We start from the raw sequence: 21,081 nt of genomic DNA, 5'->3' as shown, positions 1-21,081 counted from the left end.
CGGCGACGGGGTCAACACGCGTGCGGCGCATCCGCGGCTACGCGAGCTGCTCGAGATCGCACGCTCCGCCCACGCGGTCGCAGGTCGCGATCCATCTCGCTTCCTGGTCACGGTCTTCACCGAGCTCGATGACGCCTGGCTCAACGCCGACTCGGCCGGGCGACGTGGCCTGTCCGAGCTGGACGTGGATCGCCTGATCCTGTTCATGAGGCGACCCCACGACCGCGGTCGCATCGCGACGGCGGGACGGCTGGCTCGAGGCGCGGCCTGAGGCAACCAACACGACACTGGCTGCATCAGACGAGCCCTCCGAGCACAGAGTCCGGTCACACACCGACCGGCTGCCACCGCGCCCGTGGCCCCCGAGCCTTCAACGTCGCGAGGCCACGGCCAGCGATCGCACAAGCCGTCGCGCTCCGCCCACCGCATCACACGTCATGGTGCGCATTCGGCCCTTCGCCGCCCCGGGTCCAACGGCGCGGCTCCCAATCCGGCCCTGGGCTCGAGCACGCCCCGAGCCGACCCGGATCGGCAGCTCGCGTCCCGGCCCTGGGCTCGCGCGCATCGAACGGGCCGCCTCCCGGGGACCATATGGCACCTTGGAGACATGAGCGACGGGCTGAGCGCGGCGCAACTCCGGGAGCTGCTGCACCTCGAGCCCCATCCAACCTGCGGGTTCGTCGCCGAGACCTACCGGAGCCCGGCGCGCATCGCGCCCGGTGGCCTACCCGCCCCGTTCGCCGACGGGCGCCCCGTCGGCACCGCGCTCATCTTCCTCGTCACACCCGAACGACCGGTGCAGCCTCACCGCATCCGCAACGATCAGCTCTACCACCACTATCTCGGCGACCCCCTCGAGGTGCTGGCGCTCTTCGACGACGGCACGCACACCATCGAGGTGGTCGGGCACGACCTCGTCGCGGGGCAGCGGTGCCAGCTGTTCATCGCCGGCGGCACGTTCCACGCGGCGCGGCTCGCGGCTGGTGGCCGCTGGCACCTGGGCGCGAGCACCGAGTGGCCCGGCGTCGAGCCGGCCGACGTCGAGCCGGCCGACGTCGATGCGCTCGGGCAGCGACACCCCGTCCTGCTCGAGTTCCTCAATGGGGCAGGCGGGGAGCCGCCGGCGTCCTGACCGGCGAGCCGCGGTGGCACGCCGGCATGGAGCCGCACCGTCCGCTGCGATCGGAGCGCGCTACCGATGGCTGTAGGTGCTGGCGCAAGCTACTCCGCCGTCGGCTCAGCACCGTACGCCCGCACCTGGCCAGCCCGCCCGTCTCCACGCCGCCAGGCGTCGACGATCACTAACGGAACCTGCTCACACAGAACGGAAGCTGGGCGCGTGCGAGGAGAGCGTCCCCGGGCGTGTGCTTCCGGTGATACTCGTCCATCGGCGAGCGCCAGATCGTCCTCATGAGCGACAACTTGCAGAAGCACTGGTTGTAGGGGGTGGCGTCCCCGGTGCAGATATGGGGAAACGCGCGGTCCGCGGTCAAAGTCCACCGGGTTTCGGTGGTCCAATCACTCGTCCCCCCGCTCCCGAGGGTCAGCACCAGGGCGACGACGATGCCGGCGACGACGACCAACGCGAGGCCGGCGAGGAGGACCCCGTTCCGCACACGCGATCTGGACCTCTCCGGGTCGGACGCGTCGCTCCCGCGGTCAGGTGCGGCATCCGGGCCTCCACCCCCGACGAGAGTCGTGCACGCTGGCGTCCGAGGCTGTCCACACGAGCAGGGTCCTCGTGTCGGCCCGTCGCACCTCGGGTCCGTCGCGGAGCACGGCCGCGATGCGGGGTGGGCGCTCCCCAGCCGCGCACCTACCGGGCGGGTCGCTCGATCTGCAATGGCGGCTTCGAGACCGCGACCGCGTCCAGAGGCAGATCGGACGACGCGCGACCTCGGTGAGCCCGGCGCGGCCACGCGCCCTAGCGATTGCTGTCGCAGCGCCTCCTCGTCGTTCGATGGGGCTGCCGTGCAGTGTGCATGAGGTCATGACCGAGGAGGCTCGGGCGAAGCGTCGACGGTTTTGATCGCGCGCCTGGCGACGGCCGCGCCCGCGATCCTCCGAACGTAGGATCGCTCGGTGCCGCCGGACGCTTCTGACACGCGGCAGAAGCTCTTGGACGCTGCCGCTCGCGCGTTCGCCGAGAACGGCGTGTTCAACGCCTCGCTCATCGAGATCACTCGCAAGGCCGGACAGCGAAACCGCGGCGCACTTCACTACCACTTCGGCTCGCGTGATGGAGTGCTGTGCGCGGTCATCGACCGTCACGCCGCCTTCCTCGCCGGTCGTGAAGGCGAGCTCCTCGACATCGCCTCGCGTCGCCCGGACACCGATGTGGCTGCGGTGATGGAGGCCATCGTGCGGCCCGCGGCGGAGCTGGCAGAGCGCGGGTGGAGGGGGCGGTGCTGCCTCTTGATCGTGGCGGAGCTGGCGGGTGAAGACCCGGCCCAGTTCAGCGGCGAGCTGCAGGCCGTCCTGGCCCGGACCGGAGGCAACGAGGTGTACGCGCTCCTGGCGAGCCGAATGGCCGACGTCAGCGACGAGGTCCGGGTCGAGCGATTGGCGCTGATCACCACGTTCATCCTGCGGGCGGTGGCCGACCGCGCCCGCGCGCTCGGCGGGGGCCGCCGCACGGGGCGTCGCCAGCTCGAGTACGAGGCCTTCGTGCAGAACCTGGTCGCGATGTCAGCGGCGGCGATGTCTGCGCCGGGCCCCGCTTGACGTAAGCACCCTTGCTTATTACCTTCGAGCCGGTCTCGGGTGAGTCGCGAGGAGGCCAGCCGTGAGGGCAGTCCGGGTCGTTCGACACGGCGCGCCGACGGACGCGCTCGAGGTGGAGGACATTGCGATCCCCGAGGTGGGGCCCGGCGAGGTGCGCATCGCCGTCTCCGCCGCGTCCCTGAACTTCGGCGACATCGCCCGCTGTCGGGGCACCGTCGCCAGCGTCATGGGGCAGGTCCCGTTCACCCTCGGGATGGACGTGTGCGGGGTCGTGGACGCTGTCGGCGCCGGCGCCGAGGAGTGGATGGGCCGCCGCGTCGTCGCCATGACCAACCAGTCCTTCGGCGGCATGGCCGAGGCCGCCATCTCATCGTCGTCGAGCGTGTTCGACGCACCACCCGAGCTCGACGACATCGAAGCGGCCGCCTTCACGCTGCCCTTCCACACCGGCTACTTGGCGCTCCACAAGCGGGCAGGCCTGCAACCGGGCGAGACGCTGCTCGTCGTCGGTGGGGCGAGCGCGGTCGGGACCGCGATGATCCAGCTCGGGGTGGCGGCCGGTGCCCGGGTGATCGCGATCGCCGGAGGTCCCGAGAAGACTCGACTCTGCGAGGACCTCGGCGCCTCGGCGATCGACCACACGAGCGACGACCTCTTCGATCGCGTGATGGACCTCACCGAGGGCCGCGGCGCGGAGGTCGTCGCTGACCTGATCGGCGGCGACCGCACGGAGACGATCTGGACCTGCGTCGCGCGCGAGGGTCGTTACGTGCCGGTCGGCTTCAATGACGACCCGCAGTCGGGGCTCACCGGGCGTCCCCTCCGCAGGGTCTCGATGGGGAACTTCTCCGTGCTCGGCGTGATGGTCGGCTACACCGAGATGCCGATCGAGCTGCGAAAGTTCGGCATCAACACCTTCCCACCGGCGGTCGGGCGCGACGTGCACGGCGCCTTACTGGAGCTCGTCGCGGCCGGCGCGATCCGTCCGGTCATCGGGCGGCGAGTCTCGATGCACGAGGTGCCCGAGGCGCTCGAGGACCACGAGCAGCGTCGAACCTCCGGCCGCACCGTGGTCGACGTGTCCCGCGGCTAGCAGTCGTCGGAACGCATGCCGGAACTCGTCGCCGAGGACCTCATCACCGAGGCGCGCTCGCAGGAGGGCCTGGAGGACCTCGGCCCCCCGGACTTCCGCGAGGGCCTTGAGGTCCTCTGCGAGTCGATCAACGACGAAGCGCGGCTCAGTGAGCTGGGGGTGGCGGCCGTCCGGAGCACCGTCGTGAGCAGCCTCGGCAACCGGCTGCGCCTCTGGGACTGGATCCACGGACATCCCGAGGTCGCCGGCGAGCGCATCGAGGCGCCCCTCGTGGTCATCGGCATGTTCCGAGCCGGAACGACGTTCCTGAGCCAGCTGCTCGATCAGGACCCTCGCAACCGTGCCCTCCTCCGGTGGGAGGCGAATGACAGCGTCCCGCCGCCGACGCCGGCGAACCTCCGATCCGGCCCTCGCGTCGACGCGGCGCGGCTGAGCACCGCCATGCTCGAGGACCTCAACCCGCGCATGAAGGCGATCCACCATGAGGACGCCGTCGGCGCAACGGAGTGCATCGCGGTGATGAGCCAGGACTTCAAGAGCCTCTCGTGGGAGGCGATCACGAACGTCCCGACGTACAGCGAGTGGCTGCTCGGCACCGATCACCGCTCCGCGTACCGCTACCACCGCTCGGCGCTCCAGGTCCTGCAGAGCGGCGGGGTGCGCGGCCGGTGGACGCTCAAGAGCCCGCACCATGCGATTGCCCTCGACGCGCTGACCGCCGTCTACCCCGACGCGCGCCTCGTGCTGCTGCACCGAGACCCCGTCGTCCTCTGCGCGTCTGTGTGCAGCCTGATCACCAACCTCTCCGGCACGTTCACCGACGCGGATCACACCGCCTACATCGCCGAGCACTGGACCGCAATGCTCGAGGAGTCGGTACGGCGCATCGACCAGTTCCGCGATGCGCACCCTGAGCACCCAATCGTCGACGTGCAGTACGCCGACCTCGTCCGGGATCCGCTGCGCGTGGTCGCCGAGCTCTACGCCGCCACCGGGGACGAGCTCGACGGATCAGCACGTGATGCCGTCGCGGCATACGTCGAGGCCCATCCGAAGGGCGAGTTCGGCACCCACCGCTACGACCTCGCCGAGTTCAAGCTGGACGCCGGCGAGCTGGCGCAACGCTTCGCGGGATACGTCGACCGTTACGACGTGGTGGTCGAAACCAGCCGCGGCGCGACCTCCTAGCCGAGAGTCGCGGCCAGCACGGGCCGGTGACGTGCCACCGACGGCGCACCGGTCTCCGTCGGCGGTCTCGGTCAGCGACAGAACGTCCCGCTTTCTCGCTAGTACGGGGCGACGCTCCGCTTCCGTGGCGGACGGGGCCGGAGGCGGCCCGCGCTGGACCCGGGTGCGACGAACACGGCGAAGCCCCCGTGGACCGCCAGTCGTTGGAGCCCCGTGTCGGTGCTGCCACCGACTCCGGCGAGTCGCTCTCCTCGCACCGGCCGGTAGCGGAACACGTCGGGCAGCCGGACGATCGTGACGGTCGCGCTGAAGCTGTTCGTGGCCTGGATCGACGTGCTCGGGAAGTAGACGTGCAGCGACGGGCTGACGACGGCGTGGACGCCGTGCTGATCGAGCAGCAGCACCATCCCGGCCAGGTCGTGGTACGCGACGACCGGGCCGTTCGTGGCCCGTACGAGCACGGACCCGGTGGTGTCGCGAAGCGAGCGGAGTGTCCCGGGCGCCGCGGCGGCGATCGCGTCGGACCCGGCTACGTCTCGGGTATGGGCGAAGTCGGCGCTCGAGACCGCGAGCATGGTGGCTGGGACCGCCAGGGCCGCGACGAGCAACGCAGTGACCGTCGGTCGCAGCCACGGCCACGAGGTCCGGCTTTCGACCGCTCGCCACACCGCATAGGCCGTGGCAAGGGTGGCCACCATCGCGGTGCCGGGGACGTAGAGGACGTCCCAGAAGAACGGGCTCCCCTCGATGCGACCGACGGCGACGATCTCGACGACGACGGCGATCGCGGCGATGAGCGCGAAGCGCAGGGCCGGCGACTGCCGGGTGCGCCAGGCCAGGGCGATGCCCCCAAGCAGCGCGAACCCGAGCCACGGGATCGCCCCGTGAGGCTCGACGACGTGGAGGAAGAGGTCGCTCTGGATGGGGTTGCTCCCGAGCCAGGGCGGCAGCAGGTCGAGCTGGCTCGAGACCACGTGGTACCCGACGGACAGCGTCCCCCCGGGCGAGTTGAGGAAGTAGTCGATGACGGCCTGGACGTTGCCACCCGCGTGGGTGACGACGTCCACCAGGGGTGGGAGCCACGCGACGAACAACACCCCTGCCGCCACCAGCGCACGGCGCCGAAGCGATCCCCCGATCGCAGCCCGCGGCTCCTGGGCGGACATCGATCGAATCCGCCACGCGCCGATCGCGACACCGGCGACGAGTGTCGCGGCCACCGGCGGCGCCGGGGCGAGGTGGGTCTGGACGATCCAGGACGCGACGAGCGCCGCCCACGGCAGCATGACCATGTCGGCCTCGGCGAGGGACCACGCCAGCAGGACGAGCAGCACGGTGGCCAACACGACGATGTTTGGGGTCCATGGACTGCGAAGGAATGAAGCCCCGTACGAGTGGGCCACGACCATGCTGCCCGCGAGCGCCGCGACCGCGAAGCCGTCGCCCGCCCGCCGCCGGGCGACGAGCGCGATCCCGACGATCGTCGCGGCGTTGATGAGCACCGCCCCGATCAGGAGCGCGAACGACCTGCTTCCGAGGAGGCGGTACAGCGGCGCGAGCGCGTAGAAGAAGAGGGGGCCGAGGTGGTGCCACCCGAACCGGTTGAACACGCCCACCTCGACGAAATGGTGCCCGACGTCACGGATGTTCAGCTCCGTGAGCGCGTCGTCGGAGTACGCGTGGAAGTCGCGACCGGCGGTGAGCACGGTGAACGCGCTGACCAGGAGGGGGGCGAGCGCGATTCCGAGCGCGAGCCAGAACGTCGGGCTGCGAGAGCTGGGGCTCGCCGTCGTCGGCTTGGGTTCAGGTTCAGGCTCCGTCTCGGGATCGGGGACGGGCTCGGCGGGAACTGGCTCCACGGTCGCCACCGGCTCGACCGTGGTCGGCGTGCCACGGACGCGTTCGGCGGCGATCTTGTCCGCGAGCGTCATGCGCTCACTGGGCGCGGGGCGTTCAGCTGCCACGACCGAGACGCGAGCGGATCGGCGGCCGGCGTCGGACTTCCTGAGCGAAGCCCCACACTCGCCGCAGAACTGCTGCCCGACCGGGTTCTTGTGGTCCTGGGAGCACCTCGCCATGGCCGCCCTCACGCCCTGCCAAAGGGATGGACGATACGCGGACCCACGACGACGTGTCACCCGCCGCTCGCCGATCGGCCAACTCGGCGAGCTCGAGCCGGTGCCGGATGCGTGGCGCCACGCCCGCCGCCCACATCCGGGAACGCATCAACCTGGGCAACCCGGTGACCGTCATCATCTCCGCAGGGTCCACGCCGCCGCCTCGGATCGAGCAGTGCGCTTCGAGCCGACGCGGCAGAGGCCCTCGATGTTCGCGTTCTCGAACGGGGATGACCCAATCCGAGCCAGACCACGAACGGGCGCAGCGGTCCCCGGGTTCGTGAGCTCCGGCCGGATCGGACGCCGTATCAGCCGGCCCGGCCCACAGGTCTCCGGTTCACGCCGGACGTCAAGGCGGGGGCGGCCGACATCGCCCGGTCGAGTGGATCCGTCGCCACGCGCGGCGCCAGCGCCCGCGCGCCGCCGGCGACGCTCCCGGCATCGAGCGGTGTCGTCCGGCCCGCGCCGCGGGCCGGGACGCTCGGGTCCGACGGTCGGGGAACGCTCAAGCGGGCGGATCATGCCGAGCGGCCGTGATCGGCCAGAACCGCGTCGATGACCTCGCGAGCGCCGCTCCGCCATCCAAACCGGCGTGCCGCGGCCTCCGCGTCGGGGCCTCCTGCCCGCTCGTGAGCGAGCGTGATGAGAGCCTTCCAGAGCGCCCATCCTCGGCCACGGGCCCACGTCGCGGCATCGAACGGAAGCGCACTCCGAAAGACATCTCGGCTGTCGCCGGCGAAGAAGGTCCAGGCCATCACCAGATCGCAGGCAGGGTCGCCAACGGCGGCGCACCCAAAGTCGATGACGGCCCGCAGATTCCCATCGGCGACGAGCAGGTTCGAGGCGGCGACGTCTCCGTGCACCCACATCGGTTCCCGATCCCATCGGCTGGCGAGGGCTGCGTCCCAGGCGTTCGTCGCGGCGTCGGGGTCGATCTCGTCGGCGAGCCGCTCGATCGACCCTCGCGTCTGCGTGTCATAGGTGTCGACCGGGCCGCCGCGGAAGAAGTTGTGCGGGCCCGGTGGAGGTCCGCCGCTCGCGTCGATCGCGTGGAGCGCGTGGAGGAACCCCGCGAGGTCATCGGCGAACACGCTGAGATCCGCGATCCCGTCGACGCTCGCGGGGTTGCCTTCGATCCATCGGTAGATCGACCACGGCCTCGGGAACCCGCCGCCGGGCTCTCCCAGCGCCACCGGCTCGGGGATCGCCAAGGGCAGCCGGCGGGCCAGGACGGGCAGCCAACGATGCTCCTTCTCGACCTGGGCGACGTAGGCGGCCGCGCTCGGAAGGCGAAGGCACAGCCGGTCGCCAAGCCGGAAGGTCGTGTTGTCCCAGCCGTCGAGCGGGACGGGCACGACGGGAAGACTCGCCCACTGCGGAAACTGTTCGGCCACCATCCGAGCTGCGACGGCGGGGTTGATGTCCCGTTTGTCCACGGCGACGATCTTCCCTCGATCGCCATCGAGGTCGATCCCGATTTTCGGGCCGCGGCGAAGCGAGCGTGGGATGCCGCAGTACGGCCAATGCATGCGTCCGGATGACGAGCTCGACGTCGGCTCCGGTTCGCTCCCGCTCGGCGACTGGCCGTGGCCGCTTACTGGAGCGGGTCTGGTTCCTCGAGCTGGAGATCGAGGAGCGGAGCGTGTTGTTGGCACCCGTGGAGGTCCGGATCGCCAAAGGTGCCCTGGATGCTCGGGCGGGGGATCGTCACCTTGATGGCGCGGGCGGTCGGATAGTGGAAGATGCGGACGTGTCGTGGCGCGCAGCGGTAGGTGCTCGAGAAGAAGGTGGTGCTCAGGATCCCGGCACGCGCGACCGCTTCGTACGACGCGTCGTCGTCGAACATGACGTCGAAGGTGAGCTCGAAGGGTCCGGCGTTCTTGCTGCGGATGAGGGAGGCGAGATCAGCGAGCGTCGGCATAGCTCACCCTCCGATTGCTTCCGCCGACTTCGGTCGTCTCGAGGCGATAGGCGTCGCCGATCCTCTCGGGAATGAGGGTGTGGTGGAGGTTGAACTGGTAGACGGGGCCGCGATCGATGTGGGCCGGGTTGTGCAGGCAGGCGAAGGTCGTGACCCCACCGGTCCACTCGGGGATGGGGTGATGCAGGAGCGGCTGCCGGCTGATCTGTGCGATGACGCTGGCGAGCTCCTGGGTCGGGGCGAGGACCTCGAGCACGATGCCGACCTCGTGGGGGACGAGGTGCGGTGCCGGTTCGAGGCGTCCCATGACGGCGTTCCGCCCGTACTGGTGGATCACCAGCTCGTACTGCGCGCGTGAGATCCGATCGCCGAGGAAGGCGTCGACGAGGTGCTGGATGTGGTCGCGGACGCCGTCGAGCCACGGGTCGAGTCGACGGAGGATGAACGGGTCGCGGATGCCGCCGACGATGAGGCTGGCGTAGCCGACGAGCTGGGCGCCTTCGAGCTTGAGCGACAGGTGGGGGGCGGGGCGGAACCGGGTGCCGGCGATTCGCACCACCTGGTCGTCCACCGCCTCATAGGTCGAGTCGGTGAGGTCGAAGGTGCCCGAGCTCTCCGGGAACAGGAACGGGTCGGCGTTCTCGTACAGGCTGTGGGCGGCCACGCTGAGCGGGGTCAGGCGGGCCCTGGGACCGATCGCCCGGATGGTGGCGCTGTCGTGGCCGACGCTGGCGAGGAGCACGCCGGGCCTGGGTCGCACCATCGCCATGGGGCCGCATTCGACGATCTTGCCCGTGTGCCAGGCGAGCCCCGGGGGGAAGCCCTCGGCGATCGGCATGGCGGCGAAGAGGGCGGCGTCGCTGCACCGCCCGGCGACCACGACGTCCGGCCGCTCGGCGAGGGCGGCTTGGAGCGGCTCGACGCCGATCATCGCGACGACGTGCTCGCTGCCGGTGAAGGTGTCGGCCGTGATCGGCGGCGCGGGATCGAGGGGCGCGATGCGGCCTTCGTCGAGCATTCGGGTGAGGTACTCGGGCTGCTGCTCGGTGTAGATCGCGGCGATCCGCAGCGGTTGACCCCGTTCGGCGGCGATGTCGGCCACGATGGCCACGGCGGCGTCGACGTGACCGTCGGTCCCGGCGGTGCCGACGGAGCCGACAATGGCGGGGATGCGGAGACGCTGGGCGGCGTCGATCATGATCGCCAGATCGCTGCGGACCGCTTCGGCTGGGAACGCCGACTGACCGGATCCGAGGTAGTAGGGGCCGGCGTCGGTCGTGCCGGCATCGCACGCGATGAAGCTCGGCTCGAGCTGCAGCGCCTCGTCGAGGGACGCCGCGTCGATGCCGGCACCGAGCGCTCCGTGCGCGGCGACGAATCGGATCTCCTCCACCGTGGCGCTCTCGCTCTCTCGGGTTCGGCCGCTGCTGATCGGTGCGCCTCAGTCCACGACCCGGAGGTCCCGCGGATGGATCCACGCCCGCACCGTGGGCTCGACGACCCGGTGGGAGGACTGTGCGAGCACCTCGGTGCCCGCGATGACGAGCCGGTAGCGGTAGTGGTCGCCGAGAAACGACTCGTCGGCGATGGTGGCGTCGGTGGGCACGGCCTCGGTCCCGGAGGGAGGTGCGAGCAGAATTCGCTCCGGTCGGAGGGCGAGGGTGAGCTGCTCGCCCCTGCGCGCGTGACGGTCGGTCGTGATCGGGAACGGCTCGGGTACCCCGGGGATGGCAACCGTGAGTGATCCACGATCGGTGACACCGACGACCGTGGCGGGGAGGAAGTTGCACTGGCCGACGAAGTCCGCCACGAAGCGACAGTTGGGCCTCGCGTAGATGTCCTCGGGGGCTCCGCTCTGCAGGATCCGGCCGGCATCCATGACCATGACCCGGTCGCTCATCGAGAGGGCCTCGTGCTGGTCGTGGGTGACGAACACCGTCGTGATTCCGATCTCCCGTTGCAGGGCCTTCAGCCACTCCCGGGCCCGTTCGCGGAGCTTGGCGTCGAGATTGGAGAACGGCTCGTCGAGGAGGAGCACCGACGGGGAGAAGGACAGGGCTCGAGCCAGGGCCACCCGCTGCTGCTGCCCACCGGAGAGCTGGTGCGGGTACCGATCGGCGTGGTCGCCGAGCTCGACCAGGTCGAGCACCTCCTGCACGCGTGCGGCTCGGGCCGGCTTGCTCGTGCGACGGAGCTGGAGCGGGAAGCCGACGTTCCCGGCGACGGTCAGGTGCGGCCAGAGCGCGTACGACTGGAAGACGATCCCGAGGTTGCGCCGCTCCGCGGCCAGCGTCCGGTGCGCACCGCCGTCGAAGAACACGTCATCACCACAGGTGATCCGCCCACTCTGGGGGTGGTGGAAGCCGGCCATCACCATGAGCGTCGTGGTCTTGCCGCAGCCGCTGGGTCCGAGGATCGTCACGAACTCCTTGTCTCGGACCCGGAGGCTGACGCCGTCCAAGACCCGCTTCTCTCCGTGGCTGGCGACGACGTCCTGCAGGCAGATCTCAGGCAACGGTCGCTCTCCGAAACGCGCGCCCCGCACCGGCGAGCACGGCGCCGACGATCACGACCTGGATGAGGGCGAGGCTGGCCACCTGACCGGGAAGGCCCTTCTCCCAGGAGTGCAGCATGGTGACGCCCAGGATCTCGGTCCCGGTCTTCTGCAAGAACACCACGGGGTCGTAGTCGTTGAGCAGGGTGATGAACATGAGCGCCAGCGCCGCCAGGAGCGCGGGCCGCAGGACGGGAAGCACGATCCGCCGAGCGGTGGTCCACCAGCCGGCACCGGAAGCGGTGGCCGCCAGCTCAAGCTCGGGGTTCATCCTGACCAGGCTCGGGTAGAGGACGACGTAGGCCACGGTGAGGTTGCGGATGCAGAGGGCCAGCAGCTCGCCCCAGATGCTGTTGCGGAGGAACGCGCCCGGGACGTTGACGATGAGGAACGCCCAGAAGAACCCGACGCCCAGGATAATGCCGGGGATGGCGCGCGGATAGACCAACAGCGACGGCATCGTCCGTCGGAGGGCGAAGCGCGACCGATGGGCGACGAGGGTCGCCACCGCGACGAAGACCACGGTGAGGACGCCGCCGACCGCCGCGATGAGCAGGCTGTTCTGGATGGAGCGTCGCAGGCTCACCTCGGTGAGGACGGCGTGCCAGTTGGCGTCGGTCCACAGGTGCCAGGGCGGCACCAGGATGGTGAGCTCCTTGACGCTCGACATCAGCGCCAGGCCCGCCAGGGGGATGACGCTCGCCAGCAGCACGAACGCGCCGGTGATCGCGGTCCCGCCGAAGCGCCACCGCCCGAGGTCCAGCGGCGTGTCGCTGGACCGGCGGCTGCTCGTCACGATGAAGCGCTGCTCGGACCCGAGCAGCTTGGTGCGGAGCAGCAGCAGGATCGTGACGGCGGCGAGCAGGAGCACCGCGCCGGCGCTCACGTACGGCGGGTCGGGGGTGGCTCCGTTCACCCAGCCCTTGTAGAGGTAGCTGGCGTAGAAGTTGATGTTTGCCGGCGTCCCGAGGAAGAGCGGGATGCCGAGGGTCTCCAGCAGCAGCGCGAAGATCAGGATGGCCGAGTTCAGGATCGCGGGTCGGAGGAGCGGCAGCGTGACGCGACGCAGGGCGATCACCGGCGACGCGCCGGCGCTGAGCGCCGCCCGCTCGAGCGACCCGTCGGAGCCGGCGAGGGCCGCCCGGCAGGTGAGGAACGCCACCGGGAGCGCGACCACCGCGCCGAGCACGGCCATGCCGCCGAGCGACGAGAGGTTCCACGTCGGCAGTCCCAGCTTCCGGCCGAAGAGCTGGGTGAGGTAGCCGCCCTCCCCGTAGATCGACGACCAGCCGACGATCAGCGCCAGCGGGGGCGTGACGATCGGGACGAGGAGCGCCCAGCCCAGCCACCGGCGCCCCGGCATGTTCGTGCGGCTGACCAGGATCGCGAAGCCCGCGCCGAGCGCCACCGCCAGCACGGTGGCCACCGCCGCGAAGACGACCGTGTTCTGGACCGCCCGCCAGAACTCGGGATCGGCGAAGAGCGTCCGGTAGGCGCCGAGTGTCCACGTGCCGCCCGGCAGGTAGTACGGCTTGCTCCGAAACGACGTGTAGACGAGCGGGACGAGCGGGCCCAGGATGACGAGCACGGCGAGTCCCCAGACCAGCGCCTGGCCCGGGCTGGCGGGGATCCGGCGCCGCCGGATCCCCGGGACCGGCCGCGCCGGAGCGGGCGCGGTCGTCACCAGGCTGGTGCGAGCGCCCCCTCGGGCCATCAGCCCCGGCCAAAGGCTCGGTTCCAGCGGGCGGTGATGGCCGGCTGCTGACGGAGCACGTCCGTCGAGAAGGGCACGAGATACACGTGGCTGGCCGGCACGGTCTTGTACAGCTGGGTCAGGCTGGCGGTGCAGCCGTTCGTCGGGGTGAAGCCGTTCTGCGACGCCTCGAAGCCGGCGGCGCAGAGCGCCTGCTGTCCGGCGTCCGAGAGCACGAAGTCCACGAACAGCTGCGCCGACGCCGGGCTCTGCGAGCCCCGCGTGACCGCGATGCCGCGCGGGACGAGGGGGGTCGCGTCCTGCATGAAGACGTCGTTGGCCAAGCCCTGGAAGCTCTTGAGGACTCCTTGGGCCAGCCCGGACGAGATGTACCCGACCGAGGCGCCGCCTTGCAGCAGGTACTGGAGGCCGTCGAGGCCGGCGTCGAAGGTCTTCGTGTTCGGCCCCAGCACCGAGAGGTCCCGCCAGACCGTCTTCGCTCCGAGGATGTGGATCAGCCCGTAGGTGGCCCCGTAGGCGAGCGGGTTGGTGATGGGGTACGACACCAGCTTGTAGGTGCTCGGGTTCGCCTTCACGTCCTGCACGAGCTGGGCGTAGGTCTGCGGGACCTGCGACGGCTGCAGGAGCTTCTCGCTGTACGCCGACAGGATCGGCTCCGGTGACATGACAAAGAGGCCCGGGCCCTGCTTCGTGAACGACGGGAAGCGGGCGAGCCCGAGCGGCGTCACCGCTTGGATCACGCCGTTCTGAGCCGCCTGAACCCAGAGCGCGGGCGCGCTCGCGATGAGGATGTCGGCGCTCGCCGCCCCCTGGCCGTGCTCGGATTCGTACTTCGAGAAGACCTGGTTGTCTCCGAGGTCCGAGTACTGGACCTTGATCCACGGGTACTGCCGCTGGAAGGCGCTGAGCACGGGGTTGAAGTAGGGCGCCGGCGGGTTGCCGTAGATGGTCAGCCCACCCTCCTTGTGGGAGCGGGCCACGAGGGTGGCGAGCGGCACCGGTGGCTGGTCGCCTCGAGCTGACGCGCCGGCGGTCGAGACCAGGGCCAGCGTCGAGGCCACGATCGCCAGCGCCAGCGTGAATGCCAGCGTCGCGCCGCGTCGACGCGTCGCCCGGTGGGCGCTCCTGATCACCATCTGACTCCCCCGTTCGCGACTCGAGGATCTGGGACGTCGGGCGGGCGGGACCCGCTCGTAGCGAAAGAACCCGTGATCACTTCGGCGAGGTCTCGTCGGCTCGCCAGCACGCCGAGCCGACGCCGGCCACCCGGGAACGGGCGTCGCGCGCTCCCCCGTCGGCTGCTCTCGTGCTGCCGATCGGTCTAGGCACGAGCCGCCGGCTCTGCCTCGTGACCGACACCGGCGAAGGAGAGCATCTCCTCGCCGGATCTCAGCGTGTGGGCGACCATCAGCTGCTCGGCGCGCTCCCCGTCGCGAGCCCGCAGCGCCACCACGATGTCGCTGTGCTCACGCAAGGCCTCTCGGACCGGGTAGAGCGGACCGAGGGTGCTGGCCGCCTCGAGCCGAAAGGCCCAGTCGAACGCCGTCGCCGTCGCGATCATGTCGACCAACATCGGGTTGTGCGACGCCTCGTCGATCTTGGCGTGGAACTCCCGGGTCCGGGCCAACAGCTCGCTGGCGACGTCTTCGACGGCCCGGTCGGCTCGCCGCACCTGTCGTGCCTGGTCGTGGGCGCGCGCGATCTCGGCCAGCTCGGTCTCCGACCCGTGCACGGCGGCAAAGCGCGCCGACAGCCCTCGCAGCACGGCCTGGATCCGCACCAGCTGGCGGAGCCGGGTGATCGAGGGGGCGGCCACGCTCAGCACCCGACCGTCGCGCTCGAAGAGCCGCTCGTGCTCGAGCCGAGCGATCGCCTCGCGGACCGGGGTCGGGCTGATCCCGAGCTGCGACGCCAAGGCCCGCTCCGTGACCCGCTCCCCGGGAGCGAAGCGACCGCCGGTGATGTCGGCCCGCAGCGCGGCGTACGCCTGATCGGCCAACGACGCCCCGGTGCTCAGCTTCCGCTCTGGGCTGCCGCTCATCTCTCCGACTCCGTCCCGAGGTGCACAGGCGCTATTTGCTATAGCAAATATCAGATGCCCGACGCTGTCAAGCGGGCTCGACGGTGCGGGCAGCGTCGCCGCCTTCGCCACGAGCGGCCGCGTTCGGAACTCGGCCTCGGACCGGTGACACCGCAGCGGCCACGGCCTGACGAGGACGCGCCGTCTCCAACCGGGATTTCTGGCGGCTCCCCCGGAGCGAGCGGACTCTCCTCGGTCGGGTTCTCGGCGCGACGCTGGTGGCCCGCCGCCGCGGGGGCGGATGCCCGAGGAGGGGCCGATGGCAGCGAGGCAGGAGCCGGTGGCGGTGCTGGGCATCGGCGCGATGGGCCACGGGATGGCCGTCAGCGCGCTGCGCGCGGGGATCCCGACGGTCGTGTGGAACCGCCGGCCCGAGGTCACCCGTGACCTGGCTCAAGCAGGTGCGGTCGTCGCCGAGAGCGCCGCCGATGCCGCCCGCCGCGCCGCGATCGTCGTCACGATGGTCACCGACGCCGATGCCGTCGTCTCGATCGCTCGGGATCAGGGGATGCTCGCGGCGCTCGCCCCGGGTTCGATCTGGGCGCAGATGAGCACGATCGGAGTGGCGGGCATCGAGCGTGTCACGGCGGTCGTGGAGGCAGAGAGTCAGGACGTGACGCTGGTCGACGCGCCGGTATCGGGAAGCAAGGAGCCGGCCGAGCAGGGTGCGCTCACGATCTTCGCGTCGGGGCCCGAGAAGGTCCGCCCGCGTGTCGCTCCGCTCTTCGACGCGCTCGGGCAGCGAACCATCTGGGTCGGACCAGCGGGCGCTGGATCCCGCCTGAAGGTCGTCAACAACACCTGGCTCGCGTTCGGGAACGAGGCGCTCGCCATGGCCGTGGCCTTGGCTCACCGGCTGGGTCTCGCGACGGACACCGTGATCGACGCCCTCGGGCCGGGGCCGCTCGTCTCGCCCTGGCAGGCGGCGAAGCTGCGCCGGATCGCCACCGGCGAGTTCTCGGCCGAGTTCGCGCTGTCACTGGCTCTCAAGGACGTCCGCCTCGCGCTTGACGCGGCGGGCGAGAGCCGGTCCGCGGCCCTTGCCTGCCTGGCCGACGAGTGGCAACAGGCCGTCGATCAGGGACTCGGAGACCTCGATCTGACCGTCGTCATCCGGGCGCTGGAGCACGACGGAGGTGGGTCATGACGTTGGTCGGCTACACGATGATGTGCGAGCAAGCGGGCCCCAAGCAGCTCGTGCGCGACGCTGTCCTCGCCGAGCAAGCCGGCTTCGACTTCGCGGTCATCAGCGACCATTACTTCCCGTGGCTCGACTCGCAGGGCCATTCCCCGTACGCGTGGTGCGTGCTCGGCGCGGCGGCCCAGGCGACCGACCACATCCCGTTGATGACCTACGTCACCTGCCCGATCCGTCGCTATCACCCTGCCGTCGTGGCGCAGAAGGCCGCCACCATGCAGCTGCTGTCCGACGGGCGGTTCACCCTCGGGCTCGGCGCCGGAGAGAACCTGAACGAGCACATCGTGGGCGGACGCTGGCCGATCGCGGGTGTACGCCACGAGATGCTGACCGAGGCGGTGGAGATCATCCGGGCCCTCTGGGCGGGCGAGACGGTCACGTATCGGGGCAAGCACTTCGACGTCGAATCGGCGAAGGTCTGGGACCTGCCGGAGGTCGCGCCGCCGATCGGAATCGCGGTGTCCGGGCCGGCCAGCTGTCGCCTCGCAGGGCGCCACGGCGACGCCATGATCGCCGTCGAGCCGCGCGCCGATCTCGGCCGGCTGTTCGACGCCGCCGGTGGCTCCGGCAAGCCCCGCATCGGCCAGATCGCACTGTCCTACGATCCCGACCGTCACGCCGCGCTGCTGCGAGCCATGGATCAGTTCCGCTGGTTCACCGGCGGGTGGCGAGTCAACGCCGAGCTCCCGGTCCCGGCGTCGTTCGACCAGGCGAGCCGGACCGTGCGCGAGGACGACGTGGCGCACCAGATGCCGTGCGGTCCCGAGGCCGCGCATCACGCCGCCGGCGTTCGCGAGTTCGAGGCCGCCGGGTTCACCCACGTCGCGCTGGTACAAGTCGGCGGCGACACCCAAGAGCAGTTCATCACCTGGGCCGCAACCGAGCTCCTGCCGGCACTCCGAGCACCGTGACCCGTGCCACGACCACGCCATCGCCCGGCGAGACTGGAGATCGGGTGGGCCCTGGTCGCACTCGGAGCCGGCGGCTCGCTTCTTGGCCGGTCACAGCGGCCGCGGTTCTCATCCAGATCCACGGGGTGACAACGGCCGCAGACGCGGGTGGAGCGGCTGCTCTCCGCCGCGATCACGAGGCGAGCGCCTGCGCAGCCATGGCGCCGGTCCGCTGCCGTACGTTGTGCTACCGAACTCCGCTTCGAGCTCCGAGACCCATTCGTGCGGGGTCCACCGATGAGTTCCCGCTCCTCGCGGAGTCAAACCGATCGCCCGGACCGACAGCACCCCCAGGAGACGACCGATGGCCTTTCGCCCGTACCTCGCCTTCGCCGGCAACTGCCGCGAAGCCTTCACCCGCTACCAGGCGATCTTCGGCGGCGAGCTCATGCTGCTCACCATGGCCGATGTCCCCGCCGACGCCGGGCCTCCCCCGGCCGGCGCCAAGCCCGACTCGATCATGCACGCGGCGTTGACCTCCGACGAGGCACTCCTGATGGGCGCCGACGACCCGTTCGGGAACTTCGATGGTCACGTCAACGGCATGTGCGTCAACTGTTCGGTGCCCGACGCCGCCGACGCCAAGCGGATCTTCGACGCGCTGGCCACGGACGGACAGGTCCAGATGCCCCTGGGCGAGACCTTCTTCTCGCCGGCGTTCGGCATGTGCACCGACCGCTTCGGCACGCCGTGGATGGTCATGGTCGAGACGCCCGCTGAGACCTGACGGACCGACGCTCTGAGCACCGCACGAACGTAGACAGGCCCGACGCCTGGCGGCCGACGAATCAGCGTCGCCGCGCCATTCCGTCTCCGCGGTCGGCGGATCAGTCGTGGGGCCGCCCGACCAACTGGCCAACCTCGATGAGGTACCCGTCGGGGTCGCGCAGGTACCAGCGGATCTCCATGCCACGGTCGATCGGTGGGGTCAGAAACTCGGCGCCGCGAGCGCGCCATTGCTCCTAGACCGCGGCGATGTCGGCAACACGGATGTTCAGGAAGCTGGAGACGTGCTCGGGATCCGAGGGCGGAACGAGCGTCACGGGCGTCGCCGTCGAGACGCCTATCTCCGCGGCAACATCGGCGACTGGGCGGCCGGCCCGGATCCGATCCACCAGCGCCAATCGACTCCGCGGCGTCAACCTGGCGTTAGCGCGCATCAAAGCCTCCCGAGGGCGGGTGGCTTGTTTGGACCCACCACCCTCCCTCGGAGGCTTTCTTCATCGAGGGACCCGGGACGCCTCAACAACGTCCCTGGTCATCACACCTAGGTCGCGACGAAGAGGGCGATGCAGCGGCTGACGAAGGTGCGCGCGCGGGGACCTGGGCCGCGACGTCCGGGCGATTCCACACGTCGCGCCGGCCCGTTCACGAATTCTTGGTCCTCCACGGGCTGTCTCCTGCGGTTCCTCTTAACCGGCCCTTACCGTCTGATCGCAGACTCGAATCAACCACCAACCCACGATGCAAGGGAAGAACCACCATGACCCTCAAGCAAATTTTGAGCAGGCACAAGCTCACCACCTCTATCGCTGCCGGCGCCGCGGCCATTGCGCTGGCGGGCGGTGGATATGCGATCGCAGACGCGAGTCCGAGCGGCAGGGCGTCGGCTAGCCCGAATCCGGCGAAGCTGGCGAAAGTCATCCCGTTCCAGCGCGGTCAACCAAGTCCAGCCACGGTCGTCGGTCAGGTGCCCGCGAACTTCACACCCGGCACAGGAACGCTCATCACAGGAGCAGCAGCGAATAAGGCCAAGACCGCCGCGCTGGCCGCCTACCCGGGAGGGACCGTCAACCGTGTCGTCCTGCTCAGCAACGGCGAGTACAACGTCCACATGATCGGCGTCAACTGGCCCCATCACGTCTTTGTCAGCAAGGACTTCAAGGTCGTCGGCGCCGAGTAGTGATGCCCAGACCGATGAGTTGGAGACCGCGTCGTCGTCTGTGCTGCTGAGCTGGAGCGGCTTGCAAAGAGTCCACGGTCGCACACGATGAGAGGAAGCGAGGCTTATGAAGACAATGACCTGTAAGCAGTTGGGTGGACCGTGCGATTTTCCGCTCCATGGCGTGGCCGCCGATGAGGTGATAAAAGCGCAAGATCGACATCTCAAGGAAATGGTCGCAAGGGGTGATGCAACGCACGAGAGTGCCTTGAAGGAGATGAAGGGTCGGTGGAGAAATCCCATATCAGGAATGGGGTGGTACAGAAAGACCAAGCGTGAGTTTGCTGCCCTTCCCGAAGACTGATTCAGGAACCAACGCGCGCTGGCCGCAATCGACCCGCCGCTCGGAAGGCGCACCCCGGGCGCCACATCCGTACCTGCCGCGGGCGCTGCTCTGCTGTGGGATCTGCGGCCGTCCGGTGGACCATGAGTCGCAGAAGCGCACCCTGGCCGTGCTGTTGGGAACACGGACTCTTGATCTGAATCCTTCTGGCCAGTCCGTGTCAGGGATAGCTGCCCCACAGCCGAGCGTCTGGACAATGTCTCACGTCGCTCCGGAAGCGGATCAGAGCCGTGCCGCCGGCCCTCGCGAGCCTGCTGCGGGACGTGCAAAATCATTTCGTGGGTCGTCGATTGCGGCGTCAACGCCGCGTCAAGACCGCGACGATCCGTTCGTAGCGTGGGTCGGTGTCGCCGGCGATGCGGCCGACCCACCGCAGCACCTCGGCCGCGTCGAGCGCGACGTCGGCGTCGAGCATCGCATCGATGTCGACCCAGTCCTTCGGCCGGTTGAACACCGCCTTGCACACGATGAGATGCTCAGGCGCCAGGATCGTGATGGTCGAGTCGGCGAAGGGAACCGTGCGGCGCGCCACGGCGGCGGCATCGTGGAAGGCGTCATACGCGAAGAAGAGGTCGATGGGCGTCCCGTCCCACATGACGCGCGCCTGGCCGTCGAGTGCGACGGCTGCTCGCGCCTCCGGCGCGTCGGCGGCGACCCCGAGCTCGATGAGCGGCGCGGCCACATCCGCGTAATGGTCAGCGGGCACGAACACGTTGAGATCGATGTCGATCGTTGCCCGCGGTTCGGCGTAGTAGGCCAGGGCTAGCGCGCCCCCGAAGGCGTGCGGGATCTCCGACAGCGCACCCTCGAGCGCGACCACGCGCTCCGGCAACGTCGGCATCGTCACGACGAGAGGAGTCGCGGCGCCCGCAGCACACGCGGCCGCGGCCGGGCCGGGATCGCCTCGGCCAGCAGCAGGACGTCGACGAGGCGCCGCGCGTGCTCGTCGACGCTGCCGGCGGGCGCCGGCCCGTCGGCCACGACTTCGGCGCCGACCCGCAGACGCTCGCCGCCAGCCTCAACCAGGCGCTGGAGCGTCCCCAGGGTCGGGTCGCGCCGGCCCCGCTCGTAGGCCGATACGACCGGTTGCGACGTGCCGGCACGGCGGGCGAGTTCGGCCTGCGTGAGGCCTCGCCGCCGGCGGACGCTGCGGACCAATTCACCCGCGCTCACCGGGCCACTATATCGGATCGTCTATGGAACGCGACCGAACGCCCGGGGCAGGCTCATGCCCGGCCTGAACGGAGTAGCCGCCAA

Annotated in this window: 21 protein-coding genes and 2 pseudogenes; 10 read left to right on the top strand and 13 right to left on the bottom strand. The window is 70.1% G+C overall.

What is annotated here, in order from left to right:
* The coding region (locus tag VG869_08450; GenBank protein ID HEV3451220.1) for a hypothetical protein at nucleotides 1–271 on the top strand (271 nt) is incomplete at its 5' end.
* 336 nt (nucleotides 272–607) lie between these two features.
* Nucleotides 608–1,132, top strand: coding sequence for a cupin domain-containing protein (locus VG869_08445; GenBank protein ID HEV3451219.1), 525 nt, complete (start codon nucleotides 608–610; stop codon nucleotides 1,130–1,132).
* A gap of 169 nt (nucleotides 1,133–1,301) precedes the next feature.
* Here VG869_08445 and VG869_08440 read toward each other — a convergent pair whose 3' ends face one another.
* Nucleotides 1,302–1,616, bottom strand: a complete 315-nt coding sequence (locus VG869_08440; GenBank protein ID HEV3451218.1) for a hypothetical protein — start codon at nucleotides 1,614–1,616, stop codon at nucleotides 1,302–1,304.
* Nucleotides 1,617–2,082: 466 nt separating this feature from the next.
* On the opposite strand from VG869_08440, the gene VG869_08435 reads away from it, so the two are divergent.
* The 3 genes from VG869_08435 to VG869_08425 all read left to right on the top strand — a co-directional run bounded on the left by VG869_08435 (nucleotide 2,083) and on the right by VG869_08425 (nucleotide 5,005).
* The gene (locus VG869_08435) at nucleotides 2,083–2,724 is read left to right on the top strand and encodes a TetR family transcriptional regulator (GenBank protein HEV3451217.1); all 642 of its coding nucleotides are present in this window, start codon (nucleotides 2,083–2,085) and stop codon (nucleotides 2,722–2,724) included.
* Between the two features lie 61 nt (nucleotides 2,725–2,785).
* Complete coding sequence (locus tag VG869_08430) at nucleotides 2,786–3,817, top strand: zinc-binding dehydrogenase (GenBank protein ID HEV3451216.1); 1,032 nt, start codon at nucleotides 2,786–2,788, stop codon at nucleotides 3,815–3,817.
* Between the two features lie 15 nt (nucleotides 3,818–3,832).
* Nucleotides 3,833–5,005: a sulfotransferase gene (locus VG869_08425; GenBank protein HEV3451215.1), complete on the top strand. Its 1,173-nt coding sequence runs from the start codon at nucleotides 3,833–3,835 to the stop codon at nucleotides 5,003–5,005.
* A gap of 98 nt (nucleotides 5,006–5,103) precedes the next feature.
* Here VG869_08425 and VG869_08420 read toward each other — a convergent pair whose 3' ends face one another.
* The 8 genes from VG869_08420 to VG869_08385 form a co-directional block, all read right to left on the bottom strand.
* Nucleotides 5,104–6,936, bottom strand: coding sequence for a hypothetical protein (locus VG869_08420; GenBank protein HEV3451214.1), 1,833 nt, complete (start codon nucleotides 6,934–6,936; stop codon nucleotides 5,104–5,106).
* A 704-nt stretch (nucleotides 6,937–7,640) separates the two neighbouring features.
* Nucleotides 7,641–8,558 (bottom strand): aminoglycoside phosphotransferase family protein, encoded by a 918-nt coding sequence (locus VG869_08415; protein ID HEV3451213.1) that lies wholly within the window; start codon nucleotides 8,556–8,558, stop codon nucleotides 7,641–7,643.
* A 158-nt stretch (nucleotides 8,559–8,716) separates the two neighbouring features.
* Entirely contained in the window at nucleotides 8,717–9,043 is a 327-nt protein-coding gene (locus tag VG869_08410) for a DUF4387 domain-containing protein (GenBank protein ID HEV3451212.1), read from the bottom strand.
* A complete protein-coding gene (locus VG869_08405) occupies nucleotides 9,027–10,436 on the bottom strand; it encodes an acyclic terpene utilization AtuA family protein (protein ID HEV3451211.1) in 1,410 nt (469 codons plus the stop codon). Before VG869_08405 ends, VG869_08410 begins: the two co-directional genes overlap by 17 nt.
* Nucleotides 10,437–10,484: 48 nt before the next feature.
* Nucleotides 10,485–11,558, bottom strand: coding sequence for an ABC transporter ATP-binding protein (locus tag VG869_08400; protein HEV3451210.1), 1,074 nt, complete (start codon nucleotides 11,556–11,558; stop codon nucleotides 10,485–10,487).
* Nucleotides 11,551–13,281: an iron ABC transporter permease gene (locus tag VG869_08395; protein HEV3451209.1), complete on the bottom strand. Its 1,731-nt coding sequence runs from the start codon at nucleotides 13,279–13,281 to the stop codon at nucleotides 11,551–11,553. The genes VG869_08400 and VG869_08395 overlap by 8 nt, the downstream gene beginning before the upstream one ends.
* A 29-nt stretch (nucleotides 13,282–13,310) precedes the next feature.
* Nucleotides 13,311–14,447: an extracellular solute-binding protein gene (locus VG869_08390; GenBank protein HEV3451208.1), complete on the bottom strand. Its 1,137-nt coding sequence runs from the start codon at nucleotides 14,445–14,447 to the stop codon at nucleotides 13,311–13,313.
* Between the two features lie 185 nt (nucleotides 14,448–14,632).
* The gene (locus VG869_08385; protein ID HEV3451207.1) at nucleotides 14,633–15,352 is read right to left on the bottom strand and encodes a GntR family transcriptional regulator; all 720 of its coding nucleotides are present in this window, start codon (nucleotides 15,350–15,352) and stop codon (nucleotides 14,633–14,635) included.
* Nucleotides 15,353–15,650: 298 nt separating this feature from the next.
* Between VG869_08385 and VG869_08380 the strand changes: the two genes are divergently transcribed.
* The 3 genes from VG869_08380 to VG869_08370 all read left to right on the top strand — a co-directional run bounded on the left by VG869_08380 (nucleotide 15,651) and on the right by VG869_08370 (nucleotide 18,266).
* Nucleotides 15,651–16,538 carry an NAD(P)-dependent oxidoreductase gene (locus VG869_08380; GenBank protein ID HEV3451206.1) on the top strand — a complete coding sequence of 296 codons (888 nt, stop codon included), beginning with the start codon at nucleotides 15,651–15,653 and terminating at the stop codon, nucleotides 16,536–16,538.
* Entirely contained in the window at nucleotides 16,535–17,500 is a 966-nt protein-coding gene (locus tag VG869_08375) for an LLM class F420-dependent oxidoreductase (protein ID HEV3451205.1), read from the top strand. The genes VG869_08380 and VG869_08375 overlap by 4 nt, the downstream gene beginning before the upstream one ends.
* 343 nt (nucleotides 17,501–17,843) lie before the next feature.
* A complete protein-coding gene (locus VG869_08370; GenBank protein ID HEV3451204.1) occupies nucleotides 17,844–18,266 on the top strand; it encodes a VOC family protein in 423 nt (140 codons plus the stop codon).
* Nucleotides 18,267–18,366: 100 nt separating this feature from the next.
* Here the strand turns inward: VG869_08370 and VG869_08365 are convergent.
* Together VG869_08365 and VG869_08360 are read right to left on the bottom strand one after the other, a co-directional pair.
* Nucleotides 18,367–18,582 (bottom strand): annotated as a pseudogene (locus VG869_08365) (VOC family protein).
* A 3-nt stretch (nucleotides 18,583–18,585) separates the two neighbouring features.
* Nucleotides 18,586–18,702, bottom strand: a pseudogene (locus VG869_08360) (IS481 family transposase).
* 320 nt (nucleotides 18,703–19,022) lie between these two features.
* On the opposite strand from VG869_08360, the gene VG869_08355 reads away from it, so the two are divergent.
* Complete coding sequence (locus tag VG869_08355; GenBank protein HEV3451203.1) at nucleotides 19,023–19,442, top strand: hypothetical protein; 420 nt, start codon at nucleotides 19,023–19,025, stop codon at nucleotides 19,440–19,442.
* Between the two features lie 106 nt (nucleotides 19,443–19,548).
* The gene (locus tag VG869_08350) at nucleotides 19,549–19,785 is read left to right on the top strand and encodes a hypothetical protein (GenBank protein HEV3451202.1); all 237 of its coding nucleotides are present in this window, start codon (nucleotides 19,549–19,551) and stop codon (nucleotides 19,783–19,785) included.
* Nucleotides 19,786–20,122: 337 nt separating this feature from the next.
* Here VG869_08350 and VG869_08345 read toward each other — a convergent pair whose 3' ends face one another.
* Together VG869_08345 and VG869_08340 are read right to left on the bottom strand one after the other, a co-directional pair.
* Nucleotides 20,123–20,665 (bottom strand): hypothetical protein, encoded by a 543-nt coding sequence (locus VG869_08345; GenBank protein ID HEV3451201.1) that lies wholly within the window; start codon nucleotides 20,663–20,665, stop codon nucleotides 20,123–20,125.
* 2 nt (nucleotides 20,666–20,667) lie between these two features.
* Nucleotides 20,668–20,997 carry a helix-turn-helix transcriptional regulator gene (locus VG869_08340; protein HEV3451200.1) on the bottom strand — a complete coding sequence of 110 codons (330 nt, stop codon included), beginning with the start codon at nucleotides 20,995–20,997 and terminating at the stop codon, nucleotides 20,668–20,670.
* Between the last annotated feature and the right edge of the window lie 84 nt (nucleotides 20,998–21,081).

This window comes from Acidimicrobiia bacterium (assembly GCA_035948415.1).
In the GTDB taxonomy this organism is placed as follows: domain Bacteria; phylum Actinomycetota; class Acidimicrobiia; order IMCC26256; family PALSA-555; genus PALSA-555.
Note: the sequence above shows the minus strand (reverse complement) of the source record. Positions and strands in the feature narration are given on the sequence as shown.

Excerpts from the sequence above, each read along its gene's own strand:
- VG869_08445 (HEV3451219.1), top strand. The coding sequence starts at position 608 with ATGAGCGACGGGCTGAGCGCGGCGCAACTCCGGGAGCTGCTGCACCTC.
- VG869_08425 (HEV3451215.1), top strand. The coding sequence starts at position 3,833 with ATGCCGGAACTCGTCGCCGAGGACCTCATCACCGAGGCGCGCTCGCAG.
- VG869_08420 (HEV3451214.1), bottom strand. The coding sequence starts at position 6,936 with ATGACGCTCGCGGACAAGATCGCCGCCGAACGCGTCCGTGGCACGCCG.
- VG869_08410 (HEV3451212.1), bottom strand. The coding sequence starts at position 9,043 with ATGCCGACGCTCGCTGATCTCGCCTCCCTCATCCGCAGCAAGAACGCC.
- VG869_08390 (HEV3451208.1), bottom strand. The coding sequence starts at position 14,447 with ATGGTGATCAGGAGCGCCCACCGGGCGACGCGTCGACGCGGCGCGACG.
- VG869_08385 (HEV3451207.1), bottom strand. The coding sequence starts at position 15,352 with ATGAGCGGCAGCCCAGAGCGGAAGCTGAGCACCGGGGCGTCGTTGGCC.
- VG869_08380 (HEV3451206.1), top strand. The coding sequence starts at position 15,651 with ATGGCAGCGAGGCAGGAGCCGGTGGCGGTGCTGGGCATCGGCGCGATG.
- VG869_08375 (HEV3451205.1), top strand. The coding sequence starts at position 16,535 with ATGACGTTGGTCGGCTACACGATGATGTGCGAGCAAGCGGGCCCCAAG.
- VG869_08370 (HEV3451204.1), top strand. The coding sequence starts at position 17,844 with ATGGCCTTTCGCCCGTACCTCGCCTTCGCCGGCAACTGCCGCGAAGCC.
- VG869_08355 (HEV3451203.1), top strand. The coding sequence starts at position 19,023 with ATGACCCTCAAGCAAATTTTGAGCAGGCACAAGCTCACCACCTCTATC.
- VG869_08350 (HEV3451202.1), top strand. The coding sequence starts at position 19,549 with ATGAAGACAATGACCTGTAAGCAGTTGGGTGGACCGTGCGATTTTCCG.
- VG869_08345 (HEV3451201.1), bottom strand. The coding sequence starts at position 20,665 with ATGCCGACGTTGCCGGAGCGCGTGGTCGCGCTCGAGGGTGCGCTGTCG.